21 protein-coding genes and 2 tRNA genes are annotated in these 23,873 nt (G+C 74.4%); 10 read left to right on the top strand and 13 right to left on the bottom strand.

The window, feature by feature from the left end:
• Positions 1–3 precede the first annotated feature (3 nt).
• The 4 genes from ACI783_RS11880 to ACI783_RS11865 form a co-directional block, all read right to left on the bottom strand.
• A complete protein-coding gene (locus tag ACI783_RS11880) occupies positions 4–633 on the bottom strand; it encodes an ATP-dependent Clp protease proteolytic subunit (RefSeq protein ID WP_457079160.1) in 630 nt (209 codons plus the stop codon).
• A gap of 17 nt (positions 634–650) precedes the next feature.
• Positions 651–1,292, bottom strand: coding sequence for an ATP-dependent Clp protease proteolytic subunit (locus ACI783_RS11875; RefSeq protein WP_457079158.1), 642 nt, complete (start codon positions 1,290–1,292; stop codon positions 651–653).
• A 287-nt stretch (positions 1,293–1,579) separates the two neighbouring features.
• Positions 1,580–3,013, bottom strand: a complete 1,434-nt coding sequence (tig, locus tag ACI783_RS11870) for a trigger factor (RefSeq protein ID WP_457140619.1) — start codon at positions 3,011–3,013, stop codon at positions 1,580–1,582.
• 96 nt (positions 3,014–3,109) lie between these two features.
• Positions 3,110–3,183, bottom strand: a tRNA-Pro gene (locus tag ACI783_RS11865).
• A gap of 63 nt (positions 3,184–3,246) precedes the next feature.
• Between ACI783_RS11865 and ACI783_RS11860 the strand changes: the two genes are divergently transcribed.
• Positions 3,247–3,320 (top strand) — tRNA-Gly (locus ACI783_RS11860).
• Between the two features lie 307 nt (positions 3,321–3,627).
• Positions 3,628–4,614: a M48 family metalloprotease gene (locus tag ACI783_RS11855; protein WP_457140618.1), complete on the top strand. Its 987-nt coding sequence runs from the start codon at positions 3,628–3,630 to the stop codon at positions 4,612–4,614.
• 476 nt (positions 4,615–5,090) lie between these two features.
• Here the strand turns inward: ACI783_RS11855 and ACI783_RS11850 are convergent, their stop codons facing one another.
• The 3 genes from ACI783_RS11850 to ACI783_RS11840 all read right to left on the bottom strand — a co-directional run bounded on the left by ACI783_RS11850 (position 5,091) and on the right by ACI783_RS11840 (position 8,377).
• A complete protein-coding gene (locus tag ACI783_RS11850; RefSeq protein WP_457140617.1) occupies positions 5,091–5,267 on the bottom strand; it encodes a hypothetical protein in 177 nt (58 codons plus the stop codon).
• A 271-nt stretch (positions 5,268–5,538) separates the two neighbouring features.
• The gene (locus tag ACI783_RS11845) at positions 5,539–6,552 is read right to left on the bottom strand and encodes a sigma-70 family RNA polymerase sigma factor (RefSeq protein WP_457140616.1); all 1,014 of its coding nucleotides are present in this window, start codon (positions 6,550–6,552) and stop codon (positions 5,539–5,541) included.
• A 73-nt stretch (positions 6,553–6,625) separates the two neighbouring features.
• Positions 6,626–8,377: a hypothetical protein gene (locus tag ACI783_RS11840; RefSeq protein WP_457140615.1), complete on the bottom strand. Its 1,752-nt coding sequence runs from the start codon at positions 8,375–8,377 to the stop codon at positions 6,626–6,628.
• Positions 8,378–8,627: 250 nt separating this feature from the next.
• Between ACI783_RS11840 and ACI783_RS11835 the strand changes: the two genes are divergently transcribed.
• Positions 8,628–9,944 carry a sensor histidine kinase gene (locus ACI783_RS11835; RefSeq protein ID WP_457140614.1) on the top strand — a complete coding sequence of 439 codons (1,317 nt, stop codon included), beginning with the start codon at positions 8,628–8,630 and terminating at the stop codon, positions 9,942–9,944.
• Positions 9,935–10,597, top strand: a complete 663-nt coding sequence (locus ACI783_RS11830) for a response regulator (protein WP_457140613.1) — start codon at positions 9,935–9,937, stop codon at positions 10,595–10,597. The genes ACI783_RS11835 and ACI783_RS11830 overlap by 10 nt, the downstream gene beginning before the upstream one ends.
• 21 nt (positions 10,598–10,618) lie before the next feature.
• On the opposite strand, the gene ACI783_RS11825 is transcribed toward ACI783_RS11830, so the two are convergent.
• Positions 10,619–11,392, bottom strand: coding sequence for a DUF4097 family beta strand repeat-containing protein (locus tag ACI783_RS11825; protein ID WP_457140612.1), 774 nt, complete (start codon positions 11,390–11,392; stop codon positions 10,619–10,621).
• A 214-nt stretch (positions 11,393–11,606) separates the two neighbouring features.
• Here ACI783_RS11825 and ACI783_RS11820 point away from each other — a divergent pair, with 214 nt between their 5' ends.
• Together ACI783_RS11820 and ACI783_RS11815 are read left to right on the top strand one after the other, a co-directional pair.
• Complete coding sequence (locus tag ACI783_RS11820) at positions 11,607–13,814, top strand: MMPL family transporter (protein ID WP_457140611.1); 2,208 nt, start codon at positions 11,607–11,609, stop codon at positions 13,812–13,814.
• Positions 13,815–13,894: 80 nt separating this feature from the next.
• Positions 13,895–15,139, top strand: coding sequence for a GNAT family N-acetyltransferase (locus tag ACI783_RS11815; RefSeq protein ID WP_457140610.1), 1,245 nt, complete (start codon positions 13,895–13,897; stop codon positions 15,137–15,139).
• Between the two features lie 69 nt (positions 15,140–15,208).
• On the opposite strand, the gene ACI783_RS11810 is transcribed toward ACI783_RS11815, so the two are convergent.
• From ACI783_RS11810 to ACI783_RS11800, 3 genes are read right to left on the bottom strand one after another with little or no spacing between them, the layout of a single operon-like run.
• Positions 15,209–15,607 carry a hypothetical protein gene (locus ACI783_RS11810; protein WP_457140609.1) on the bottom strand — a complete coding sequence of 133 codons (399 nt, stop codon included), beginning with the start codon at positions 15,605–15,607 and terminating at the stop codon, positions 15,209–15,211.
• Positions 15,608–15,629: 22 nt separating this feature from the next.
• The gene (locus tag ACI783_RS11805) at positions 15,630–15,794 is read right to left on the bottom strand and encodes a hypothetical protein (protein ID WP_457140608.1); all 165 of its coding nucleotides are present in this window, start codon (positions 15,792–15,794) and stop codon (positions 15,630–15,632) included.
• Between the two features lie 10 nt (positions 15,795–15,804).
• The gene (locus ACI783_RS11800) at positions 15,805–16,290 is read right to left on the bottom strand and encodes a ribose-5-phosphate isomerase (RefSeq protein ID WP_457079134.1); all 486 of its coding nucleotides are present in this window, start codon (positions 16,288–16,290) and stop codon (positions 15,805–15,807) included.
• 37 nt (positions 16,291–16,327) lie between these two features.
• On the opposite strand from ACI783_RS11800, the gene ACI783_RS11795 reads away from it, so the two are divergent.
• The 3 genes from ACI783_RS11795 to ACI783_RS11785 all read left to right on the top strand — a co-directional run bounded on the left by ACI783_RS11795 (position 16,328) and on the right by ACI783_RS11785 (position 19,556).
• Entirely contained in the window at positions 16,328–16,996 is a 669-nt protein-coding gene (locus tag ACI783_RS11795; RefSeq protein ID WP_457140607.1) for a DUF429 domain-containing protein, read from the top strand.
• Positions 16,997–17,078: 82 nt separating this feature from the next.
• Complete coding sequence (locus ACI783_RS11790) at positions 17,079–18,779, top strand: SpoIIE family protein phosphatase (protein ID WP_457140606.1); 1,701 nt, start codon at positions 17,079–17,081, stop codon at positions 18,777–18,779.
• 9 nt (positions 18,780–18,788) lie between these two features.
• Positions 18,789–19,556, top strand: a complete 768-nt coding sequence (locus ACI783_RS11785; RefSeq protein ID WP_457140605.1) for an MBL fold metallo-hydrolase — start codon at positions 18,789–18,791, stop codon at positions 19,554–19,556.
• Here ACI783_RS11785 and ACI783_RS11780 read toward each other — a convergent pair.
• Positions 19,553–20,320 (bottom strand): SDR family oxidoreductase, encoded by a 768-nt coding sequence (locus ACI783_RS11780; RefSeq protein WP_457140604.1) that lies wholly within the window; start codon positions 20,318–20,320, stop codon positions 19,553–19,555. The genes ACI783_RS11785 and ACI783_RS11780 overlap by 4 nt on opposite strands.
• 87 nt (positions 20,321–20,407) lie before the next feature.
• Positions 20,408–21,073 carry a mycothiol-dependent nitroreductase Rv2466c family protein gene (locus tag ACI783_RS11775; protein WP_457140603.1) on the bottom strand — a complete coding sequence of 222 codons (666 nt, stop codon included), beginning with the start codon at positions 21,071–21,073 and terminating at the stop codon, positions 20,408–20,410.
• A 139-nt stretch (positions 21,074–21,212) separates the two neighbouring features.
• On the opposite strand from ACI783_RS11775, the gene pepN reads away from it, so the two are divergent.
• The gene (pepN, locus tag ACI783_RS11770; RefSeq protein ID WP_457140602.1) at positions 21,213–23,777 is read left to right on the top strand and encodes an aminopeptidase N; all 2,565 of its coding nucleotides are present in this window, start codon (positions 21,213–21,215) and stop codon (positions 23,775–23,777) included.
• Positions 23,778–23,873: the final 96 nt, after the last annotated feature.

Genomic DNA, 23,873 nt, shown 5'->3' with positions numbered 1-23,873 from the left:
CGATCAAGCCGGCAGCGCGTTGAGCTTCCGGCTGGCGATGACCTGGTCCACGATCCCGTACTCCTTGGCCTGCTCGGCCGTGAGGATCTTGTCCCGGTCGATGTCCTTGCGGACCTGCTCCTGGGTCTGGCCGGTGTGCCGGGCCAGGATCTGCTCCATCTGGGTGCGCACCCGCTCGATCTCGGCGGCGTGGATCTCCAGGTCGGTGACCTGACCCCCGGCCTCGCCGGAGGGCTGGTGGATCAGGACCCGGGAGTAGGGCAGCGCCAGGCGCTTGCCCGGCGTCCCGGCCGCCAGCAGGACGGCGGCAGCCGAGGCGGCCTGGCCCATGCACACGGTCTGGATGTCGGGCCGGACGAACATCATCGTGTCGTAGATCGCCGTGAGCGCGGTGAACGAGCCACCGGGCGAGTTGATGTACATGGTGATGTCGCGGTCGGGGTCGTTGGACTCCAGCGTGATCAGCTGGGCCATGACGTCGTTCGCCGACGCGTCGTCGACCTGCACCCCGAGGAAGATGATGCGCTCCTCGAAGAGCTTGTTGTACGGGTTGCTCTCCTTCATGCCGTAGCTCGTGCGCTCCACGAAGGAGGGCAGGATGTACCGGCTCGAAGGCATCTGGAAGTCGCTCATGTCAGTCCTCCGACCGTTCAGTTCTCGGTGACCGGGTTGTCGGTCTGCGTGGTGCTGGAGGCCCGGGTCACCACGTGGTCGACGAAGCCGTACTCGAGGGCCTCCTGCGCGGTGAACCAGCGGTCGCGGTCGGAGTCCTTCTCGATCTGCTCCACCGTCTGCCCGGTGAACTGCGCCTGCAGCTCGTTGAGCTGCTTCTTCGTGTTGCGGAACAGCTCTGCCTGGATGGCGATGTCCGACGCGGTGCCGCCGACGCCGGCCGAGGGCTGGTGCATCAGGATCCGCGTGTGCGGCAGCGAGTACCGCTTGCCCTTGGTGCCCGCGGTGAGCAGGAACTGGCCCATCGAGGCGGCCAGACCCATGGCGTAGGTGGCGACGTCGCAGTCGATGAACTGCATCGTGTCGAAGATCGCCATGCCCGCGGTCACCGAGCCGCCGGGCGAGTTGATGTACAGGTGGATGTCGCGGTTGGGGTCCTCGGCGGACAGCAGCAGCATCTGCGCGGCGAGCTGGTTGGCGATCACGTCGTCGACCTGGGTGCCCAGGAAGATGATCCGCTCGCGCAGCAGGCGCTCGTAGACCGAGTCGTTGAGGTTCATCCCCCCGGCGGCCGCACGCAGCAGCGGCGCGCTCGCCAGGTTCGGGTCAGTGGTGCTCACGGGTGCGGTGACCTCCGTAGGACTGCGGTGCAGTCGGTCTCGTGGAACGGGTGGGTCGGTGGTCTCGGTGCGGTCGCGGCCCCCGCCGACAGGTGTCGGCCGGTGGTCCCGCGGTGACCGCCTCGGTGTCACGTCGACCCTAACGCGCACCCCCGACGCCTTCCTCCCGGTCCGGGCCGGTGTTCGCCGTGGGCGCAGCACGAGCCCCGCCGATCGGCAGCCCCCGGGAACGACAGCGCCGCCCGCACCCGGGGCGGGTGCGGGCGGCGCTGGGCGACGGGGCGAGGTCAGGCCTTGGCGGCAGCCTCGTCGTCGGTGGTGTCGGCCTCAGTGGTGTCGGCCTCGGTGGTGTCGACGTCGGCCTCAGCGGCGTCGTCGTCCCCGTCGGCGGTGACCGTCTTGGGGCGGAGCGCCTCGAGGTCGACCACGTTGCCCGACGCGTCGGTGATGGTGGTCTGCTCGAGCAGCTGGGCCAGCGCCTTGGTGCGGCGGACGTCGGCGACGAAGTCGGCGATGTTGTTGCCCTGCTGCAGCTGCTGGGCGTACTGCTCCGGGCTCATCCGGTTGCGCTGCGCCTGGGCCATGATCTGCGCCGACAGGTCCTCGTTGTCGACGGTGACCTCGCGGGCGTCGGCGATCGAGTCGAGGAGGAACTGGGTCTTTACCGCCTTCTCGACGTTCTCGCGCATCTCGGCGTCGTAGGCCTCCCGGCCGCCCTCGATGCCGGCGGCGGAGAAGTAGGCGTCCCAGTCCATTCCGGCCTGGAGCAGCTCGCGCTCCATCGACTGTGCCCGGAAGGCCAGCTCCTGCTCGACCAGCTTCTCCGGCACCGGGATCTCGGTGGCCTCGATCAGGTGCTCGACCAGCTTGTCGCGGGCCTGGGCGCCCTGCTGCAGCACCTTGGTGCGCTTCAGCCGGGTGCGGACGTCGTCCTGCAGCTCGGCCAGGGTGTCGAACTCGCTGGCGATCGAGGCGAACTCGTCGTCGAGCTCCGGGAGCTCCTTGGCCTTGACCGAGCGCACCGTGACGGTGACCTCGGCCTCCCGGCCGGCGTCGGGGCCGTTGAGCAACGGGGTGGTGAAGGTGGCGCTCTCGTCGGCGGACAGCCCGCGGACGGCCTCGTCCAGGCCGTTCATCAGGTTGCCGGAGCCGACCTCGTACGACATGCCGGTGGTGCTGCCGTCCTCGAGCACCTCGCCGTCGAGCTTCGCGTCCAGGTCGATGGAGACGTAGTCGCCGTCCTCGGCGGCCCGCTCGACACCGGTGAGGGTGGCGAACCGCTCGCGCATGACGGAGATCTGCTGCTCGATCTCCTCGTCGGTGACCTCGACGTCGTCGACGGTGACCGAGAGGGAGTCCAGGGCGGGCAGCTCCAGGCTGGGGGCGACGTCGACCTCGGCGGTGAACGCCAGCAGCTCGCCGTCCTCGAGGCGGGTCACCTCGACCTCGGGCTGGGTGATGACGCGGACCTGGTTCTCCCGGATCGCCTCGGAGTAGACCTCCGGGACGGCGTGCTGGACGACCTGCTCGAGCACGACGGGGCGGCCGACCCGCTGGTCGATCACGCGGTTGGGCACCTTGCCGGGGCGGAACCCCGGGATGCGGACCTGGTTGCGCAACTCCTTGTAGACCTCGCCGAAGGCGTGGTCGAGGTCGCTCCACGGCACCTCGATCGCGAGCCGGACCCGGGTCGGGCCCAGGTTCTCGATGGTGCTCTTCACAGCGCAGCGCTCCTCGTGATGGGGACAGACTCGTGGGGTGCGACGCCTCGGACGGCGCCGCAACTCCCCCACGAGTCTAAGGACGTGGGATCCGTGTCGGGGTGGCGGGATTTGAACCCACGGCCCCCCGCTCCCAAAGCGGGTGCGCTACCAAGCTGCGCCACACCCCGTGGCGGCCTGAGTGTAGGCACCCCGGCCACCCGGTACCCTGTGCGGGCACCGTCAGGTGCACTGCGGGTGTAGCTCAATGGCAGAGCCCCAGCCTTCCAAGCTGGCCATGCCGGTTCGATCCCGGTCACCCGCTCCACGTACGAGCACAGCCCGACCCGGCTGCCAGGACCCCTGGAACAGCGACGGCGCACCGGGCAGTGGGCACCGTCACGGCCAGTGCCCCCGTCGTTCACGTCCGCGACCACCGTTCTCGTTCGCCGATACCGAGAACGGCCGCAGGAAACGGATCACCCGACCGTGACCATTTCTGAGCGGCGGCCACCCGGATTCCGCAGGCACACCACCCGGAACAACACATTCGCCTCCGGCGTCATCAGGGATGCAGCGAGTGCACCGTCGTGACTGCGGCGGTGCCCGTGCTCCTACCGCGAGAGGAGGGATGGATGACCTCGACACTGCGCGACTTCCGACCCCACGCGGGGGTCGGGTCGCGAATGACCTGGCCGCGCCGGACGGATCTGGACGACCATGTCACTTCCGCGCCACCGTCTCCCCGCCGTTCCTACTTCTCGACCGCGCGGATCGGCTGGAACGGTGTCAAGACGGCCGTTCTGCTGGCTGCCCTCGGTGGGCTGTTCGTCCTGCTCGGCTCGCTGTTCGGCACGGTCGGCGCGACGATCGGGCTGGTCGTCGGCTTGGCCGCGGTCGGCGGTTCCTACTGGTTCTCCGATCGGCTGGCGCTCATGGCCGCTGGTGCGGTTCCCGTCAGTGACCACGAGCTGCCGGTCTACCACCGCGTCGTGCAGGAGCTCGCCGCGGAGGCAGGGCTGCCGATGCCCAGGCTGTACGTGACGCCGGACCGTCAACCCAACGCGTTCGCGACCGGTCGCGATCCGCGGCATGCGGCGGTGGCGGTGACGCGAGGTCTGCTGGATCTGTTGAGCCCGCGGGAGCTCAGGGCGGTGCTGGCGCACGAACTGGCGCATGTCGGGAACCGCGACATCCTGCTGACGTCAGTGGCGGCGGCCTTGGCGACCGGGATCAGTTTTCTGGCGAACGTGATCGGCTGGCTGCCGTTCTTCGGATCCTCCGACGATGAGGAGGATCCCGGGCCGCTGGCCACTCTGGTGACCGTTCTGGTGGCGCCGATCGCGGCTGCGCTGCTGCAGCTCGCGCTGTCGCGTAGCCGGGAGTACCAGGCCGACCGCACCGGTGCGGCACTGCTGGGCGACGGGCAGGCGCTGGCAAGCGCCCTGGCCAGGATCGACCGTGCGGCCCGGTACCTGCCGATGCCGGTTGAGCCCTCCCAGGCCTCGAAGTACCTCGTGAACCCGCTGCGCGGTGACCGGCGGTCGCTGTCGGTGCTGTTCATGACCCATCCGCCGGTCGGGGACCGCATCGCGCGACTGGTCGGCCACCAGGTCGAGTGAGCCGCCCGGGTCGACGATCGTCGAGCGGGATCAGCACGGTCAGGCGCCACGCGGACCGTGCCAGTCCCGCTCGACAGGCCTCTCCATCTCCACAGCCGGACGGGCAGCTGCCGTGGACAGGCCCGTCACCAGGGTCGCCAGCGCACTGGTCCGGCTCCTGGCGACGAAGACGAGCGCCCGCAGCGCCGGTCAGGTGACACGACCCCCAACTGCCCCGTCCGGCGCCGCCTCCGAGGCCGTCCCGGGTGCGCCGTCGACGGGTGCGATCGGCATGGTGACCATCCCCGTTCCGGCCGACGAGGCCGTGTACGCCGGCACGGGTGGCCCGCGGTGGCTGCGCCGGGCGAGTCCGGCCGGTCGACCGGTGACCGGGCTGAGACCTGCCGTCCCGTCATCCGGAAGGGGCGCGGAGCCGTCTCTACGCCCGGAGGCGGGTGCAGCGTCCGCGTCCTGACACCCCCGGAGCCGTGCGGCCGTCACCGTGCATCCCGCAGCGGTGCGATGCAGCAGCCGTCGCAGTGGTGCCGCCCGGAGACACCCCCGACCGCCTGCAGGTCGAGGACGTCGTCGGGATCGGGGTGGCCGAGGGCGTGGGGGCACAGCCGGACGTGGTAGCCCCGGTCGGCTCGCCAGACCCGGGGCCACTCGCGCATGTGGTGCTCACTGGCCACCCCCGCGCCACGCTCCGACTCCCGCTCGGGTGCCGGCCGGCCGCCGCCGGGGCGGGACCGTCGCGGCGCGGGCGTCCGACCCGCCCGGCCCGCATCGTCCCGGTCGGGACCGGGAACGGAGACGCGGCGGCCGGCCATCGACATGCCGTCGATCGTTCCGCCGCGTGCTCGCACTGCGGTGAGCAGCAGCTGTGCGGGAACTGAGGAACGCGAGGGACGGCGTCGTCGCGGGACAGCCGGCCGGGCGGACCACTCAGCCCGCCGGGGTGGGCGTGCGCGGCAGACCGAACAGCTCGAACAGCCGCGGGCCCAGGAACGCCGTCGTCCGGGCGACCCGGCCGTCGCGGAACTCCAGGGCGTGCACCGCCCACGGCTCGAACGACCCACCCGGCCCGCTGGGCCGCCACTGGGCGAACCCCGGGTTGCCGTTCATCTCCAGCGGCAGCACGTACGAGCCGCGACACCCGTGGCCGGGGCCGAGGTACCAGGTGGCGATGTCGGCGGAGCCGCGCAGCCACATCGCGTACGGGGGCATGTCCATCACCGCATCCTCGTGCAGCAGCGCCACCAGGGCCTCGACGTCGTAGCGCGCGAACGCGTCGAGGTAGCGGGCCAGCAGCTCGGTGTGCTCCGCGGCCACGGCCGGGGCCGGTGGCTGCTCGGCGGACCGGTGGGCGGCCAGCGTGGCCCGTGCCCGCTGCAGCGCGCTGTTGGCGGCCGCGACCGACGTCTCCAGCAGCCCGGCGACCTCGTCGGCCTTCCACCGCAGCACGTCGCGCAGGATCAGCACCGCCCGCTGCCGCGGCGGCAGGTGCTGCAGCGCGGCGATGAACGCCAGCTTCACCGACTCGCGCTGGACGGCGAGCTCGGCGGGGTCAGCACCGGTCGGCAGCACCTGGCGGTCCAGGGCCGGCTGGATCCACGCGCCGTCGGGCAGCACCCCGGCCAGCGACTCCACCACCGGCGGGCTCGGCTCACCCCCGGACAGGTCGACCGGCAGCGCCCGCCGCTTGCGCCCCTCGAGGGCGTCCAGGCACACGTTGGTGGCGATCCGGTAGAGCCAGGAGCGCAGCGCCCCGGCCCCCTGCAGGCCGTCCAGGGAGCGCCAGGCGCGCACCATCGTCTCCTGCACCGCGTCCTCGGCGTCGAAGGACGAGCCCAGCATCCGGTAGCAGTACCCGGTCAGCTCCCGCCGGTGCTCGGCCAGCCGCGGCTCCAGTTCAGCCGCCTGCGCCGTGCCGGTCTGCTCGGCCACCACACCGGTCATCGCACCGCTCCTGCCCTCGCCGGACGCTCGCGGTGGATCCTGCCGGGAAGCACCGACAGAACCAAGGGGCCGGCTACTGGTAGGTGATGAGCTCCGGCGTCGGGTCCACCTGCTCGATCGTCTCCCGCGGCGTGAGCATGGGGACGTCCTCGTCGATGAAGTTCTTCCAGCCCCACGCGAGCTCCGGCTGGTCGGCCTGCCGGTGCAGCACCCGCCAGGTGTCCTGCTTCGCCGGCTGCGACCCCTGGCCGTCGACGTGCACCATGATCGCCAGCTCGTCGCGGGAGAGGTCCAGCCGGTCCCGGTCGGGGATCATCCGCACCTGGAACTGGTGCAGCACCAGCAGCTTCTGCGGCAGCGCCTTCTCCCGGGTGAGGTCGGCCAGCCAGGTGACCACCCGGTTGACCTCGTCGATGCCGACCTGCCCGATCTGGACCAGGTGCACCCCGTTGGGCCCCAGCCGCCACTCCGGGTCCAGCGCCAGGCCGACGTGGGGCAGCTCCAGCAGCGGCTGGTACATCTGCGCCTGGGTGAGGAAGTCCGTGCGGCCGGGCTGCAGGTCCAGCACCACGTAGAGCCCGGCCTCGCCCGCGCCCTCCACCCAGGGGCGCAGCGTCTCGATGTCCTGCTCGGCGGAGTAGTCGCCGTCCGCCCCGGCGCTCGCCGAGGCGACGGTCGCGATGATCTCGAAGGTCGGGACGACGGTGGTGTCGACCAGCGGCTCGTACTCCGCGGCCAGGTCCTTGGCGCGCTGGATCGCCCCGGGCAGGTCCTGCTCGCCCAGGAGCCCCAGCGCCCCGCTGCCCGGGATGCCGTACAGCGCGACCATCAGCCGGCCGGGGAACAGCACCTGCCCGCCCCCCGGCAGCTGGGTGCCGCTGGCCGCGGTGTCCAGCTTCCACTCCAGCCCCGGCTCCCCGCCCAGGTCGGCGCCCAGCACGACGACGGTCGGCTCGGCGGCCAGCCGGTCGACCAGCTCGGCCGACGCGCGCGGGTCGGTGCCCCCGATCACCTGGACCTCGGCACCGGCCGCCCGCGCCGTGGCGACCCCGGCGAGGGAGTCCGGGCTCCCGCTGGTGACCACCAGGGTGTCCGCCAGTGGCTCGCCGCGGTCGAACTCCGGCAGCGGGTCGGGCAGCTCGGTCTCCTCAGCCGCCGACGACGAGGCCGCCGACGACGACGCCGCCGACGACGAGGGGGCGGCAGACCCGTCCGCCTGCTCGTCCGTCGCCGGCTCCTCGGCTGCCGGCTCCTCGGGCGCCGGCGACTCCGGAGCGGGCTCGAGCGCGGCGACCGACTCCGGGTCCAGCGCGGCAACGGCGGCGACCCGGCCGTCGGCGGCGACCGGCTCGGCGGTGGCCAGGTCCAGCCCCGTCACCGTGCCGACGGCGTCCGGGTCGGTGGGCACGGCGCGCACGTCGACGCCCTCCACCGAGGCCTCGCCGACCGCGAGCACCATCTCGGCGCCGAGCCGGTCCAGCTCCGGGGACAGGACGTCGTCGGCACCCGCCCCGTCGTCGAGCAGGAGTGGCACGCCCAGGCCGACCGCGGCCGAGGCGCCGAGCAGCTGCGCGGCCGCGTCGTCCGCCTCGGCGAGGACGACGACCGGCGAACTGCGGAACAGCGCCCGGCTGGTCGAGACGGCGGAGGCGACCGGGTCGGCGTCGGTGACCAGGGTGCGCGGCGCGTCGGGCGCTGCCGTCACTGCCGCCGCGACGTCGTCCGAGCCCTCGGCGCTGGGGTCGTCGGAGGTGTCTCCCCCGGTGCACCCGGCCAGCAGGGCCAGGACGAGAGCGGCGGACGGGACAGCGGCGGCGGGGCGCATGGCCTTCTTCCTGTGGCCGCGGCACCGGGGAACCGGGGTCCCCGGCTGCGGGCGGGCACGAATGCGGTCGACAGCGCCCCGAGCCTAGAGCGCTCCGCGCGGGCCCCACAGGGGAACGGTGCTGGACTGCGGATCCGGCGGCCGGGATCATCGCCGCCGAGATGGACGCGGACAGGTCGGGACAACCCGAAGGCACGGCGGCCAGCCAGCGGGCTCGGCGCGGGCCCGCCGGACGAACAGGCTGGTCGGCATGACCACCGACACCGCCGTCCTCCCGGCCGGACGGCCCGACGGGCTCCTCCGCGGCAGCTGGTGGCGGCAGCTGGGCGTCGACACCGGTTACGTGCTGCTGGCCTTCCCGCTGTCGCTGCTCGCGTTCGTGCTGGTGGTCACCGGGCTCACGGTCGGCGTCGGCCTGCTGGTGATCTGGGTGGGGGTGCCGCTGCTGGTCGGCACCGTGTACACCGCCCGCGGTTTCGCCGCCCTGGAGCGCAGCCGGCTGCCCGGGGTGCTGGGGCGGGCGGTGCCGACACCGGGCTACCGCACCGCTGATCCGCGCGCGTCGCTCCCCCGCCGGCTGGTCACGCCGCTGACGGACCCGCAGTCCTGGCTGGACGTGCTGCACGCGCTGGTGCACATGACCGTCGCGATCCCCGCGTTCGTCGTCGCGGTGGTCTGGTGGGCGATCACGCTGGCCGGGCTGACCTCGGTGGCCTGGGACTGGTCGATCCCCTACGGCGGGGCGGACGAGCCGGAGAACCACACGCTGCCCGAGATCCTCGGGATGGCCGACACCGGCACGAACCGGGTGCTGCTCTACACCGCGGTCGGCGTGCTCTTCGCGCTCACCCTGCCGGCCGTCGTCCGCGGGTGCGCCCTCGCCCAGGCGCAGCTCGGCCGTGGCCTACTGACCTGGCGGGGTGAGGCCCAGGCGGAGATCGGCCGGCTGAGCGAGGGCAGGGACGCCGCGGTCGCCGCCGAGGCGGTGGCGCTCCGCCGGCTGGAACGGGACATCCACGACGGGCCGCAGCAGCGGCTGGTCCGGCTGAGCATGGACCTGCACCGGGCAGAGCGGATGCTCGACCGGGACCCCGCAGGTGCCCGGACCACCCTGCGGGAGGCCGCCGAGCAGACCCGGGAGACGCTCGAGGAGCTCCGCGCGCTGTCCCGCGGCATCGCCCCACCGGTGCTCGCCGACCGCGGGCTGGCCGCAGCGCTCGCCGCCGTCGCCGCCCGCTCCCCGGTGCCGGTCGAGCTCGCCGTCGACCTCGCGCCCGGGCAGCGGCTCGCCCCGGCGGTCGAGAACTCCGCCTACTTCCTCGTCAGCGAGGCGCTGGCCAACGCCGCCAAGCACAGCGGGGCCACCGTCGTCCGGGTGACCGTGGTCTGCGAGTCCGGCCGGCTGCGGGTCGTCGTCGAGGACGACGGCCGCGGCGGGGCCGTGCTCGCCCCCGGTCACGGGCTGGCCGGGCTCGCCGACCGGCTGCGCGCCGTGGACGGCGGGCTCGTGGTCGACAGCCCCCGCGGCGGACCCACCAGGCTGATCGGAGACCTCCCGTGTCCGTGACCACCCCCCGCCGCGTCGTCCTCGCCGAGGACTCGGTGCTGCTCCGCGAAGGCCTGGTCCGGCTGCTCGAGGAGGCCGGCGCCGAGGTCGTCGCCGCCGTCGCCGACGGGCCCGGCCTGGTCCGCGCCGTCGTCGAGCACCGGCCCGACGTCGCCGTCGTCGACGTCCGGATGCCCCCGACGCACACCGACGAGGGGCTGCGCGCCGCGGTCGAGGCGCGCCGGGTCGTCCCGTCGACGGCGGTGCTGGTGCTCAGCCAGTACGTCGAGGTCGCCTACGCCGACGAGCTGCTGGCCGACGGCGCCGGCGGGGTGGGCTACCTGCTCAAGGACCGGGTCGCCCAGGTCGAGCAGTTCCTCACCGCGCTGGACGACGTCGTCTCCGGCGGCACCGTCCTGGACCCGCAGGTCGTCTCCCAGCTGTTCGCCCGCCGCCGGCGGGACGACCCGGTGCAGTCGCTGTCCCCGCGGGAGCGGGAGGTGCTGGGGCTGATCGCCGAGGGGCACTCCAACGGCGCGATCGCCCGCCGGCTGGTCGTCACCCAGGGCGCGGTGGAGAAGCACACCCAGCACATCTTCGCCAAGCTCGGTCTGGCGCAGGACGAGGACCAGCACCGCCGGGTGATGGCGACGCTGGCCTACCTGCGCAGCTGAGCCGTCCGGGACCGCAGCGCCTCAGCCGGCGGTGCGGACGGTGACCGAACCGGCGCTGCTGCGGGCCTCCACCACCCGCGGTGAGTCCGGGTCCTGCGGCACGTCGACCGTGATGGCGCCGGCGGAGGTGTCCGCGCGGACGTCGTAGCGGGTCCCGTCGTCGGGCAGCTCGACGGTCACCGCGCCCGCGCTGGAGGTGGCGCTCAGCCGCTCGACGGGGGCGACGGCGGAGACGGTGACCTGCCCGGCGGAGCTCTCGGCCGTCACCTCCTCGGCGGTGACCCCGGTGGCCGAGATCCGGCCCGCGCCGGCGCTCAGGTGCAGCCGTCCGGTCACGTCCGAGACGGCGACCTCGCCAGCGCTGGTGCTCAGGTCGAGATCGCCGGTGGTCCCCCGGGCCCGCACCGCGCCCGCCCCGGCGGACACCCGCACCTCGACGCCCGCGGGCACCCGGAGGGTCAGGTCGGAGGCGGAGGTCCAGAACAGCTGGAGGTCGGGGCAGTCGGTGGAGACGGTCAGCCGGCCGTCGACGACCTCGGCCGTGTGCCGCGGGCGGCCGAACGTCCACCGGTCGGCCCGGGCGACCTCGACGGCATCGCCACCGGCATCGGCCGGCAGCACCGTGACGTCCCCGGCGCAGTCCTGGTCCACCTCGACCGACGTCACGCCGGGGTGGCTCTCCCGCCCCGCCGCGCTGCTCCGGGCCACGGAGGCAGCGACCAGGCCACTGGCGACGAGCACGACCAGCAGCGCGCTGGAGACGACGAGCACCCGGCTCGGTCCGGTCCTGGACATGGTCCTCCCTTCGGCGGCGACCGGCGGCGAGATCCCCGGCCCGGGGCAGGTTCCCGTCCCGCCCGGCCGTGCGGCCAGCCTGCTGACCCCCCGCCGGAGGTCGGGCTGGCCCGAACCCGGCTGGCCTGCCAGCGGCACTGACCGGTGGACCGCGGGACGACAGCCTCGATCCAGCGTCGCCGCCGGGGCGCCGCCCCTTCCCGAGAGGCCCACCGTGACCGCTCCCGTGCTCACCCCGCTGCCCGACGCCCCCGCGCGCCCACCGCGCCGCAGCAGGGTCGTCTCGATCGCCGCCTGGAGCGCCGCGCACCGCTGGACGGTGGTGTCGCTGTGGTTGCTGGGCTTGGTGGTCGCCCTCGTCGCCGGCAGCGCCGTCGGCACGCGCACGCTGGAGGGCGCCGAGAGCGGCAGCGGCGAGTCCGGCCGTGCCGACGTCGTCCTGCACCGGGCCGGCTTCCCCGACCCGGCCGTCGAGCAGGTGCTGGTGCGGACCCGCGACGGCGGCCCGCTGGGCGCAGCGGAGCAGGCAGCCGTCGACGATGTCGCCACCCGGCTGGCCGGGCTGGACGAGGTCACGGCCGTCGGGCGGCCGGTCCCCTCGACCGACGGGACGGCGGTGCTGCTGCCGGTGACCCTCGACGTCGGGGACGCCACCGGCGCCGCGGCCGACGACGCCGCGGTCGAGGCGGTGCGCCCGGTGCTCGCCGAGGTCGAGCAGATCGCCGCCGACCACCCGGAGCTGCGCGTGGCCGAGGCCGGCGGCAGCTCGCTGGACGCCGTCGTCGGTGAGCAGCTGGACTCCGACTTCCGTCGGGCCGAGCTGCTGAGCCTGCCGGTCACCCTGCTGGTGCTGCTGGTGGCCTTCGGCGCGCTGTTCGCGGCGGGGGTGCCGCTGCTGCTCGGGCTCACCGCGGTCGGCGGCGCGCTGGGCCTGGTGTCGCTGGTCTCCCAGCTGACCCCGGTCGACCCCAGCACCGCCAGTGTGGTGCTGCTGATCGGGATGGCCGTCGGGGTGGACTACGCGCTGTTCTACGTCCGCCGCGCCCGGGAGGAACGCCGGCACGGGGCGGGGACGGCGGCCGCCGTGGAGCTCGCGGCGGCCACCTCCGGCCGGGCGGTGCTCACCTCCGGCATCGCCGTGGCGGTGGCGATGGCCGGCATGTACCTGGCCGGCAGCCCGGTGTTCAGCTCCTTCGCCACCGGCACGATCCTGGTGGTCACCGTCTCCGTGCTGGGTTCGCTCACCGTGCTGCCGGCGGTGCTCGCGCTGCTGGGCCGCGGCATCGAGCGCCCCCGGGTGCCGCTGCTGGGCCGGGTGGTCGGGCGCACCGACGACAGCCGGGTCTGGTCGGCCGTCGTCCGCCGGGTGCTGGCCCGCCCGGCGCTGTCCCTGGCCGCCGGGGTCGCCGTCCTGCTCGCGATGGCCGTCCCGGCCCTGGGCATGCACACCTCGATGCCGGGCATCGACTCGCTGTCCCGCGACAGCGCCGTCGTGCGCGCCTGGGACGACATCGCCGCCGCCTACCCGCAGGAGGGCAGCACCGACACGGTGGTGGTCTGGCGGCCCGACGGCGGCCGGCTGGACGTCCCCGCCGTCCGCGCCGCGGCTGCCGAACTGGCCGGCCGGCTGCCCGGCCAGCAGGACGCGCAGGTGGAGGTCAACCCGGCCGGGACGGTGGCCCGCTTCGCCGTCGTCCGCTCCGAGGAGCCGGGCAGCGACGCCGCGTCCGCGGCCCTGACCGAGCTGCGGGAGGAGCTGCTGCCGGCCACCGTGGGCGCGCTGCCGGGCGTGACGACGGCGGTCACCGGCGACACCGCCGGCAGCGTCGACTTCGGCAGCACGATGGCGCAGCGGCTCCCGCTGGTGATCGGCTTCGTGCTCGCGCTGACCGTCGTCGTCCTCACGGTGGCGTTCCGGTCGCTGGCCGTGGCGCTGGTGGCCGCGGTGCTCACCCTGCTGTCGGTGGCCGCGGCCTACGGCGTGCTGGTGCTGGTCTTCCAGTCCGGCTGGGCCGAGGGGCTGCTCGGCTTCACCTCCACCGGGACGATCGTCTCCTGGATCCCGCTGTTCCTGTTCGTGGTGCTGTTCGGGTTGTCGATGGACTACCACGTCTTCGTCGTCTCCCGGATCAGGGAGAAGGCGGCGGCCGGGGTGCCGCTGCGGCTGGCGGTGGCCTCCGGGCTGTCCCGCTCGGCCGGGGTGGTCACCAGCGCGGCGGTGGTGATGGTGGCGGTGTTCGCGATCTTCGCCTCGCTGTCGATGCTGGAGTTCAAGCAGCTGGGCATCGGGCTCGCCGTCGCCGTCCTGGTCGACGCGACGCTGGTGCGCGGGGTGCTGCTGCCGGCCGCGATCGGCGTGCTCGGCGAGCGGACCTGGTGGGTGCCCCGCTGGCTGCACTGGCTGCCGGCACCCCGGCACTGACCGGCCGGCGGAACCGGGCGGCGGAACCGGGCGGCGGAACTGGTTGGCGGATCGTCACCGGCGCCCGGTAGACAGCTCCCGTGACCGATCTGGCCGACCAGCTCCGCCCCATCACCGCCGACGAGTGGCCGGGTTTCGCCCGGTCCATGCGCACCACGTTCGCCGAGGAGCACAGCGGGCCGTACCTGGACGAGCCCTCGCCCGTCGCCGAGCTGGACCGGTCGCTGGCGCTGTTCGACGGCGACCGGGTCGCCGCCACCTCGGGCATCTACAGCCTCGAGATGACCGTTCCCGGCGGTGCGGCGGTGCCGACGGCGGGCATCACCTGGATCACCGTCTCCCCCACGCACCGCCGCCGCGGCGTGCTGAACGCGATCATGCGTCGGCAGCTCGACGAGGTGCACGCCGCCGGCCGCGAGCCGGTCGCCGCGCTGTGGGCCGCCGAGGCGCCGATCTACGGCCGGTTCGGCTACGCGCCGGCCACCTGGCGGGGCGGGTGGTCCGGCGCCTCCGAGCGCCTCCGGCTGCGGCCGGACGTCGACTGCGGCACCGGCACGATCCGCCTGGTCGACGAGGCGGAGTTCCGCGCCGCCGCCGTCCCGCTGCACGACGCGCTGCGCCGGTGGGTGCCCGGCAGCATGGCCCGCGACGACCGCTGGTGGGACCGCCGGCTGGTCGAGCGCCCCGAGGACACCAAGGGCGGCCCGCCGCGCCAGCACGTGCTGCACGTCGAGGGTGACGGTGCCGTCACCGGCTACGCGCTGTACCGGGTGCGGGCGGCCTGGAGCGCGGCCGGGGAGCCGGAGGGCACGCTCACCGTCGTCGAGGTCCGGGCCAGCACCCCGAGCGCCTACGCCGCGCTGTGGCGGTACCTGCTCTCGCTCGACCTGGTGCGCACCGTGGAGGCGCCCGACGCCTCCGCCGACGACCCACTGCGCCACCTGCTGGTCGACCCGCGCGCCTGGCACGCCCGCCCGGTCGACGCGCTGTGGGTACGGCTGGTCGACGTCGGCGCGGCGCTGTCGGCCCGCCGCTACCCGGCGCGGATCGACCTGGTGCTGGAGGTGCGCGATCCGTTCTGCGACTGGAACGACGGGCGCTGGCACCTGTGGGGCCACCCGGCCGGAGCATTCTGCGACCGCACCGACCGCGACCCGGACCTGGTGATCGACATCGAGGCGCTCTCCGCGGCCTACCTCGGCGGGGTCTCGCTGGCCACGCTGCAGGGCGCCGGCCGGGTGACCGAGGTCAGCCCCGGGGCGGTCGTCGCCGCCTCGACGGCGTTCGGCTGGCCGACCGCGCCCTGGTGCCCCGACCACTTCTAGCAGGACCACCTCTCCCCCCACGCCTCGCAGGCTCGGCGCGGGCCCCTGAGAGGTGGCCGTTCCATCACTTCACCTTGGTCGGGTGCCGTCCCACTCGTCGAGAGGGGCGCAGTGCCAGCGCCAGGAGGTGACCGGCGACCGGCCGGGCAGCTCACCCCGGCCGGTGGCCCACAGCAACGCCGCCCAGGGGTCGGCGTCCTCGGGTGCCCACGGGAACAGCCCGGCCCGGGTGGCGGCGGCCAGCGCCGGCGGCGGCGCCCAGTCCAGCTCCTGGTCCAGGGCGACGTCGCCGGCGTGCAGCAGCAGCTCGGCGCAGCCCATCCCGGCAAAGCCGGAGGCGTCGGCCAGGCCCCAGTCGTGCCAGCCCCGCTCGTCCGGGCCAGCGGCGTCCACCACCCGGGCCAGCACCTCGGTGGCGGCCCGCAGCTGGACGAGCACGTCGGGCAGCCCGGCGTCCGGCCGGCGCACCAGTCAAAGGACCCCGTCCCCCTCAGCCCTCGCAGGCTCGGGCCGAGCCTCTGGACGGGGCCGTCATGTGCGCGGCGACCCCGACCACGTCGGTGCCCAGGGTCGGCACCGGCGCCGCGCCGTCGGGCACCCGGGCGAACAGTGCCTGGACCGCAGCGCCCGCGGCCCGCAGCTCCTCCCCGGTCACCGGCGCCGGGTCACGGGGTGTGGGTGGGCAGCCCGCCGGCCGGGCGGTGCCGGTCCCGCTCGTAGTCGGCCAGCAGCGCGATCCGGCGGGCGTGCCGCTCCTCGCCGCTGAACGGCTCGCGCAGGAAGGTCAGCACCAGCGCGGTGGCCTCCTCGACGGTGTGCTGCCGACCACCGACGGAGACCACGTTGGCGTCGTTGTGCTGGCGGGCGAGCTTCGCGGTGCTGTCGTTCCACACCAGCGCCGCCCGGACCCCGGGCACCTTGTTCGCCGCGATCTGCTCGCCGTTGCCCGAGCCCCCGATCACCACACCGAGGGCGCCGGGCTCGGTGACGACCCGCTCCCCCACCTCGAAGCAGAACGGCGGGTAGTCGTCCTGCGGGTCGTAGTCGAAGGCCCCGCAGTCGACGGGCTCGAAGCCCTCGTCGGCCAGCACCTGCATCAGGTGGGACTTCAGTTCGAGACCGGCGTGGTCGGTGCCCAGGAAGACGCGCATGCATCGATCTTCGCAGTACTGCTGACAGGCTGGCCGGGTGGCGGTGCTCGGGGTCGACGGATGGCGCGGGAAGTGGGTCGGCGCGCTGCTCGAGGGGCGCACGGTACGGCTGCTGGTGCTGGACGACGCGGCCGCGGTGCTCGCCGTGCCGAGCGTCGAAGTGGCGGCGATCGACATGCCGATCGGCCTCTCCGACGACGGCACCCGGGCGTGCGACGTGCGGGCGCGCGAGCTGTTGGGGCACGCCGGCAGCTCGGTGTTCCCGGCTCCGGTGCGCGCCGTCCTGGCCGCCCGCGACTACGCGGATGCCCGCGAGCTGAGCCGCGCGGCGGCGAACGGCCGGGCGCCGTCGGCCCAGACCTTCATGCTGGCCGCGGCGATCAGGGAGCTCGACGACGTCCTCGGTGACCCACCGACCGACCGGGTGGTCGAGGTGCACCCCGAACTGGCGTTCCGGTGCGGCCTCGGCGGGGTCGTCGACCGCAAGGGCACCGCACGCGGCACGGTGCAGCGCCTGCGCGCCCTGCGTGCGGTGATGGACGTCGAGGAGGCGCTGGCCGACGCGCCGGCCGGCGTCCCGGTGGTCGACGCGCTGGACGCCTGCGCCGCCGCCTGGTCGGCCCGGCGGATCGCCGCCGGCACCGCCGAGTGCGTGGGCGACGGGTCGCGGGACGCACGCGGTCGTCCGATGCGGATCTGCTGGTGACGGGGACGCCCTCCCCCCGGTGCGGGCCGGCATCGGCCATGATCGGGACCGGCGCAGCGGTGGCGACGGAACGGGGGTGGGCGTGGCAGTGGAGCAGGAGGACGTGACCCGGGCCCAGCGCTGGGCGGACACCACGGACACCGCCGTGGTCTGCTTCGACCGCGACCTCCGCTTCGTCTACGCGAACGCCGCGGCGGAGAAGCTGGTCGAGGTGCCGCGGAGCCAGCTGCTGGGACGCACGCCGTGGGCGGTGTTCCCGGCCACCCTCGGCACCGAGCTGGAGCGCGCCTACCGGCACGCCATGTCCACGGGCGAGCGGGTGCTGTTCGAGCAGTACTACCCGCCGCAGGACATGTGGTACCGCCTGGACGTGAGCCCGGTGCCCGACGGGCTCGACGTGGCGTTCGCCGACGTGACCGAGAGCAAGCGGCTCGGCGGTGAGCAGCCGGCCGCCACCTCCGACGAGGCGCAGGCGCTGCTGGACCTGCTCACCGAGACCTCCGCCGCGCTCAGCGCGACCCTAGACGTCGACGAGGCCGTCCACCGGCTGGCCCGGCTGCTGGTCCCCCGGCTGGCCGACTGGTGCATCGTCAGCTCGCGGACCCCCGGCGGGCAGCTGCAGGACCTCGCGGTCGCGCACCGCGACCCGCGGCTGGAGCGGGTCGCCGCGCGCTACGCCCGGCACCGGGTCGCGGCCATCGCGCCGGACGCGCCGGCCCACCAGGCGCTGGCCACCGGGGAGGTCATCACCGTCGGGGACGGCCGCGCCGAGTCGATCGCGGAGCTGGTGGCCCGGCTGGTCACCGCGCCCACCGCCCGCCGGCTGGTCACCGAGCTCGCCCCGGGCTGGGTGGCCTCGGTGCCACTGATGTCCGGTGGCCGGGTGATCGGCCTGCTCAGCCTCTACCGGGACGCCGGCCGGCCGGGCTGGTCACTGCGCGAGCTGAGCGCCGCCGCCGACGTCGCCGCCCGGGCCGGCACCGCGGTGGAGAACGCCCAGCTCTTCACCGAGCAGGCCCAGCTGGCCGAGGGGCTGCAGCGCAGCCTGCTCACCGACCCGCCGGAACCGGAGCACGCCGAGATCGCGGTCCGCTACCTCCCCGCCGTGGAGGCGGCCCAGGTCGGCGGCGACTGGTACGACGCGTTCGTCCAGCCCGGCGGGACGACGATGCTGGTCATCGGTGACGTGGTCGGCCACGACGTGCAGGCCGCCGCCGCGATGGGCCAGCTGCGCAGCCTGCTCCGCGGCATCGCCACCCACAGCGACGGCGGCCCCGCCGAGGTGCTCGCCGGCCTGGACCGGGCGATGGCGGTGCTCCGGTTGCGCGCCCTGGCGACCGCCGCGGTCGCCCGGTTCGAGCAGGACGACGGGGAGCGGGACCGGGGCGTCGTCCGGCTCCGGTGGTCGAACGCCGGGCACCTGCCCCCGCTGGCGATCCACCCCGACGGCTCGGTCGTCGTGCTCGGCGACTGGCGGGCCGACCTGCTGCTCGGCGTCGACGCCCACGCCCCCCGCCGGGAGTCGGTGCTCACGCTGGAAGGCGGCGCGACGGTCTTCTTCTTCACCGACGGGCTGGTCGAGGACCGGCGCACCGACCTCGACGCCGGCGTGGCCCGGCTGCGGGCGGCGTTGACGGAGTTCGCCGCGCTGCCGCTGCCGGAGCTGTGCGACGCCGTCGTCGACCGGCTGGTCGCCGGCCGCCCGGACGACGACGTGGCGCTGGTGGCCGTCCGCCTGACCGGACACTCCCGCGACGCCGCCGTCCCGCACACGGCCCGCTGAGGGACGGCGATGGCGGCGGCCGGGACGGTGGGGTGGCGCGAGGTCGGCGACGGCGTGTTCGTCCGGCGGCACGCCGACCTGGACCTCAACTGCGGGCTGGTGGTCGGGGACGGCGCCTGCCTGGTGATCGACACCCGCTGCCACCTGGGCGAGGGCCGCGCCCTCGCCGAGGCGGTGCGGGCGGTGACCCCGCACCCGTGGACGGTCGTCAACACCCACGACCACTACGACCACTGCTTCGGCAACGCCGCGTTCCGCCCCGCGGCCGTGTGGGGGCACCGGCGCTGCGCCGAGGGGCTGGCGTCCACCGGCGAGGCCCAGCGCGCCTCCGTCGTCGCCGGGCTCCGGGAGGACGGCGATCCGGCGGCCGAACTGGTGGCGATCGCGCCGATCGACGTACCGGACAACCTGGTGGACGACGTTGCCGTGCTCGACGTCGGCGGCCGGCCGGTGACACTGCGGCACCTGGGCCGGGGGCACACCGACGGCGACCTCGTCGTCGCCGTGGCCGACGTGCTGTTCGCCGGTGACCTGGTCGAGGAGGGTGGGCCGCCGGCGATGGAGGACGCCTTCCCGCTGGAGTGGGCGGCCACCCTGGACGCGCTGCTCGGGCTGGTCCGCGGCCCGGTGGTACCCGGGCACGGTGCGGTCGTCGACGCCGGCTTCGTGGTCGGCCAGCGCGACGAGCTGGCCCGGCTGGCCCGCTGGCTCACCGACCCGGCGGGTGACGCGCCCTTCGACCAGGCCACCCGGGACGCCGCCCGCTCCCGGCTCTAGGCGAGCCGGCGGGCCAGCGGCAGCGGCAGCACGCGCAGCAGGCCGGCGATCGGGCGCCACGGCCACTCGGGCACGTAGGCGCGCACCGGCTCCCGCTCGATCGCCGCGGTCAGGGCGGTGACGCCGGTGGCGAGGTCGACGGTGAAGGGGCCGCGGCGGCCGACGTTGATGTCGGTCTCGATGAACCCCGGGTGGATGGTGCTGACCCGGATGCCGCGGGTGCGCCGGTCGCCCAGCAGGTCCGCCCGGATGCCCTCGGCGAGCACGGCGTCGGCGGCCTTGGAGGTGGCGTAGGCCGTCCGGCTGCCACCCATCCCCCGCACCCCGGCGACCGAGGAGATCACCACCAGGTGCCCGGCGCCCTGGGCGCGGAACAGCGCGACGGCCGCCTCGCAGCAGGCGTGCGTGCCGAGCACGTTGGTGACCAGCACCTGCCGGTTGGGCCGGGCGCCGCCGGCGCCGACCGGGACGCCCTTGCCCAGGCCTGCGTTGGCGACGAACCGGTCGATCCCGCCCAGCTCCGCGGCCAGGGCGGGGACAACGGCGGCCACCGCCTCGTGGTCGTCGACGTCCAGCTCCCCGACCACCACCCGGATGCCCGGGTGCTGCGCGGCCAGCTCGTCACGCAGCTCGGTGAGCCGGTCGAGCCGGCGGGCGACCAGCACCAGGTCCCGGCCGCGGGCGGCGAACTCCCGGGCCATGCCCTGGCCGAGGCCCGCACTGGCACCGGTGATGAAGATCCGCTGACGGACGGGGTGCGCCATCGGCCCAGGATGCCGCACCCCGTCGTCCCGGCCCCGTCCAGAGGCTCGCCCCGAGCGTGCGAGGGGTGAGGAGGACGGGGTCCTTCCTCAGCGGGTGCCGCGCAGCTCCAGGGCGTCAGCGGGCACCGAGGACATGTCCGGGCCCGTGGTGCGGGTGCGCTTGAGCTCCCAGAAGTCGGGCAGGTTGGCCAGCAGGACGGCGCCGTCGAAGGCCTTGCCGGCGTCCTCACCGGTGGGCACCTTGCTGATCACCGGTCCGAAGAAGGCGACCCCGTCGATGTGCATGACCGGGGTGCCGACGTCCTCCCCGACCGGGTCCATGCCGGCGTGGTGGCTCTGCTCCAGGGCCTCGTCGTACTCGGAGGACCCGGCCGCCTCGGCCAGCTCGGCCGGCAGACCCACCCGCTCCAGGGCGGGGGCGATCACGTCCTCGATCTCCAGGCCGTCGTGGTGCCGCAGGCTGCCCATCGCCGTGTAGAGGTCGGCCAGCACCCCCTCGCCGTGCTGCTGCGCGGCGGCGACCAGCACCCGCACCGGGCCGATCGCCTTGGCCATCATGTCCCGGTACTCCTCGGGCAGGTCCCGGCCGCGGTTGAGCACCGACAGGGACATGACGTGCCAGTGCAGGTCGATGTCGCGGACCTTGGCCGCCTCCAGCACCCAGCGGCTGGTCAGCCACGCCCAGGGGCACAGCGGGTCGAACCAGAAGTCGACGCGAGCCTTCACGGGGGCGCTCTGCACTGCCTCGGTCATCGGTGGGGGTCCCTCCGGTCGTCTGTCGGCCCCGCCACGTGGCGGGGCCCTCCGCGCGCCAGCAAGTCCGGCCGCGGTCGCCTTGTTCCCACGGGCACCCCGACGCGAACCGTCGGTGCCCCGTGGGAGGCTCCGTGGCGTGGCAGTTCCCAACCTGACTCGTGACGACGCCGCGGCCCGCGCCGCGCTGCTGTCGGTCTCCAGCTACGACCTGGCCCTCGACGTGACCGACGGCGCCGGCCGCCCGGGCGAGGAGACCTTCCGCTCGGTCACCACCATCCGGTTCTCCGCCCGGACACCCGGCGCCGACACCTTCGTCGACCTGGTCGCCGACCGGGTCCGCTCGGCCACCCTCAACGGCGTCGAGCTCGACGTGAGCACCTACACGCCCGAGGGCGGCCTCCCGCTGCCCGGCCTCGCCGAGACCAACGAACTGGTCGTCGACGCCGACTGCCGCTACTCCCGCTCCGGGGAGGGCCTGCACCGCTTCGTCGACCCGGAGGACGGGCAGGTCTACCTGTACTCGCACTTCGAGCCGGCCGAGGCGAAGCGGATGTTCACCTGCTTCGACCAGCCCGACCTGAAGGCGACCTTCACCGTGCACGTCACGGCGCCGTTCGACTGGCAGGTCGTCAGCAACACCGGCGACCGCACGATCGAGGCGGGCGAGGGCGGCTCCCAGCTGGTGCACTTCACCCCGACCAAGCGGATCTCCACCTACCTGGTGGCCCTGGTGGCCGGCCCCTACGCCCGGGTCACCGACCTGCACGACGGCATCCCGCTGGGCGTCTACTGCCGGGCCTCGCTGGCCCAGCACCTGGACGCCGACGCGATCTTCGCCGTCACCAAGGCCGGCTTCGACTTCTACCACCGGGTGTTCGACTACCCGTACCCGTTCGACAAGTACGACCAGCTGTTCGTGCCGGAGTTCAACGCCGGGGCGATGGAGAACGCCGGCTGCGTGACCTTCCTGGAGGACTACGTCTTCCGGTCCAAGACCAGCCGCGCCCGCTACGAGCGGCGGGCCGAGACGATCCTGCACGAGCTGGCGCACATGTGGTTCGGCGACCTGGTCACCATGCGCTGGTGGGACGACCTGTGGCTCAACGAGTCCTTCGCCACCTACATCTCCACGCTCTGCCAGGCCGAGGCCACCGAGTACACGACCGCGTGGACGACGTTCGCCAACACCGAGAAGTCCTGGGCCTACGCGCAGGACCAGCTGCCCTCCACCCACCCGATCGCCGCGGACATGGTCGACGTCGCCGCGGTCGAGGTGAACTTCGACGGCATCACCTACGCCAAGGGCGCCTCGGTGCTCAAGCAGCTGGTGGCCTACGTCGGGCAGGACGACTTCCTGGCCGGGGTGCGCCGGTACTTCCGCAAGCACGAGTACGGCAACACCACCCTCGACGACCTGCTCAGCGAGCTCTCCGAGGCATCGGGGCGCGACCTGTCCGACTGGTCGGCGCAGTGGCTGCAGACCAGCCAGGTCAACACCCTGCGCCCGGTGTTCACCCTCGACGACTCGGGCCGGTACTCCGCGTTCGCCATCGAGCAGACCGCGGTGCCCGAGCACCCCGTGCTGCGCCGGCACCGGCTGGCGGTCGGGCTGTACACCAGCGGCCCCGACGGGCTCACCCGCGCGCACCGGGTCGAGCTGGACGTCGACGGCGCCCGCACCGAGGTGCCCGAACTGGTCGGCCACCCGGCCGCGGACCTGGTGCTGGTCAACGACGACGACCTCACGTACGCCAAGCTCCGCCTGGACGAGGGCTCGCTCGCCACCCTGCGCGAGCAGATCGGCGCCATCCCGGACTCGCTGCCGCGGGCGCTGTGCTGGTCGGCGGCGTGGGACATGACCCGGGACGGTGAGCTGGCGGCCCGCGACTGGGTGCAGCTGGTGCTGGCCGGGGTCGACGCGGAGAGCGAGATCAGCGTCGTGCAGTCGCTGCTGGCACGCGTGCAGACCGCGCTCGCCTCCTACGCCGACCCGGCCTGGGCGCCGACCGGCTGGGCGCAGCTGGGCGACAAGGCCCTGGCGTCGCTCGGCAGTGCCGCACCCGGCAGCGACGCGCAGCTGCAGTGGTCGCGCACGCTCGCTGCCGCCGCCCGCACCGAGGAGCACGCCGCCGCGCTGCGCGGGCTGCTCGACGGTTCGCGGGTGGTCGAGGGTCTGGCGGTCGACGCCGACGCCCGGTGGGCGTTCCTGCACGGGCTGGTCGCGATGGGTGCCGCCGGTGATGCGGAGATCGACGCGGAGGCCGCGCGTGACGCGACCGCCACCGGTGTCCGCCGCGCCGCCACCGCCCGGGCGCTCCGGCCCACCGCGGAGGCCAAGGCCGAGACCTGGGAGCGGGCGTTCACCGACGAGTCGATCCCGAACGCGGTGCACGAGGCGATGGTCGCCGGCTTCTGGCACCCGGCCCAGCAGGAGCTCACCCGCCCCTACGTCGAGCGGTACTTCGCCGACATCCGGGGCGTCTGGGACCGCCGGCCCGGCGAGATCGCCAAGAACGCGGTCGAGTACCTCTTCCCGAAGGTGATCGAGGAGCAGACGGTGGCCGCCGCCGACCAGTGGCTGGCCGACCCCGGCCACCCGGCCGCGCTGCGCCGGCTGGTCAGCGAGGGCCGTGACGGCGTGGCCCGCGCGCTCCGGGCCCGCGCCCGGGACGCCGCCGCCGGGACGCCGTCCGCCGGCTGAGCGGAGCACTGAACGCCAGCGGCCCAGAACTCGAGGAGTTCTGGGCCGCTGGCGTTCAGGCCCCGTCCAGAGGCTCGGCCTGAGCGTGCGAAGGCC

This window comes from Modestobacter sp. SYSU DS0511, assembly GCF_054050755.1.
This window is presented reverse-complemented; position numbering and strand designations above follow the sequence as displayed.

Bases quoted from the DNA above. Each gene is read 5' to 3' on its own strand.
- ACI783_RS11825 (WP_457140612.1), bottom strand. From the start codon at position 11,392: ATGTCCAGGACCGGACCGAGCCGGGTGCTCGTCGTCTCCAGCGCGCTG.
- ACI783_RS11785 (WP_457140605.1), top strand. From the start codon at position 18,789: ATGGCGGCGGCCGGGACGGTGGGGTGGCGCGAGGTCGGCGACGGCGTG.
- ACI783_RS11780 (WP_457140604.1), bottom strand. From the start codon at position 20,320: ATGGCGCACCCCGTCCGTCAGCGGATCTTCATCACCGGTGCCAGTGCG.
- ACI783_RS11835 (WP_457140614.1), top strand. From the start codon at position 8,628: ATGACCACCGACACCGCCGTCCTCCCGGCCGGACGGCCCGACGGGCTC.
- ACI783_RS11800 (WP_457079134.1), bottom strand. From the start codon at position 16,290: ATGCGCGTCTTCCTGGGCACCGACCACGCCGGTCTCGAACTGAAGTCC.
- ACI783_RS11845 (WP_457140616.1), bottom strand. From the start codon at position 6,552: ATGACCGGTGTGGTGGCCGAGCAGACCGGCACGGCGCAGGCGGCTGAA.
- ACI783_RS11775 (WP_457140603.1), bottom strand. From the start codon at position 21,073: ATGACCGAGGCAGTGCAGAGCGCCCCCGTGAAGGCTCGCGTCGACTTC.
- ACI783_RS11850 (WP_457140617.1), bottom strand. From the start codon at position 5,267: ATGCGCGAGTGGCCCCGGGTCTGGCGAGCCGACCGGGGCTACCACGTC.
- ACI783_RS11880 (WP_457079160.1), bottom strand. From the start codon at position 633: ATGAGCGACTTCCAGATGCCTTCGAGCCGGTACATCCTGCCCTCCTTC.
- ACI783_RS11840 (WP_457140615.1), bottom strand. From the start codon at position 8,377: ATGCGCCCCGCCGCCGCTGTCCCGTCCGCCGCTCTCGTCCTGGCCCTG.
- ACI783_RS11855 (WP_457140618.1), top strand. From the start codon at position 3,628: ATGACCTCGACACTGCGCGACTTCCGACCCCACGCGGGGGTCGGGTCG.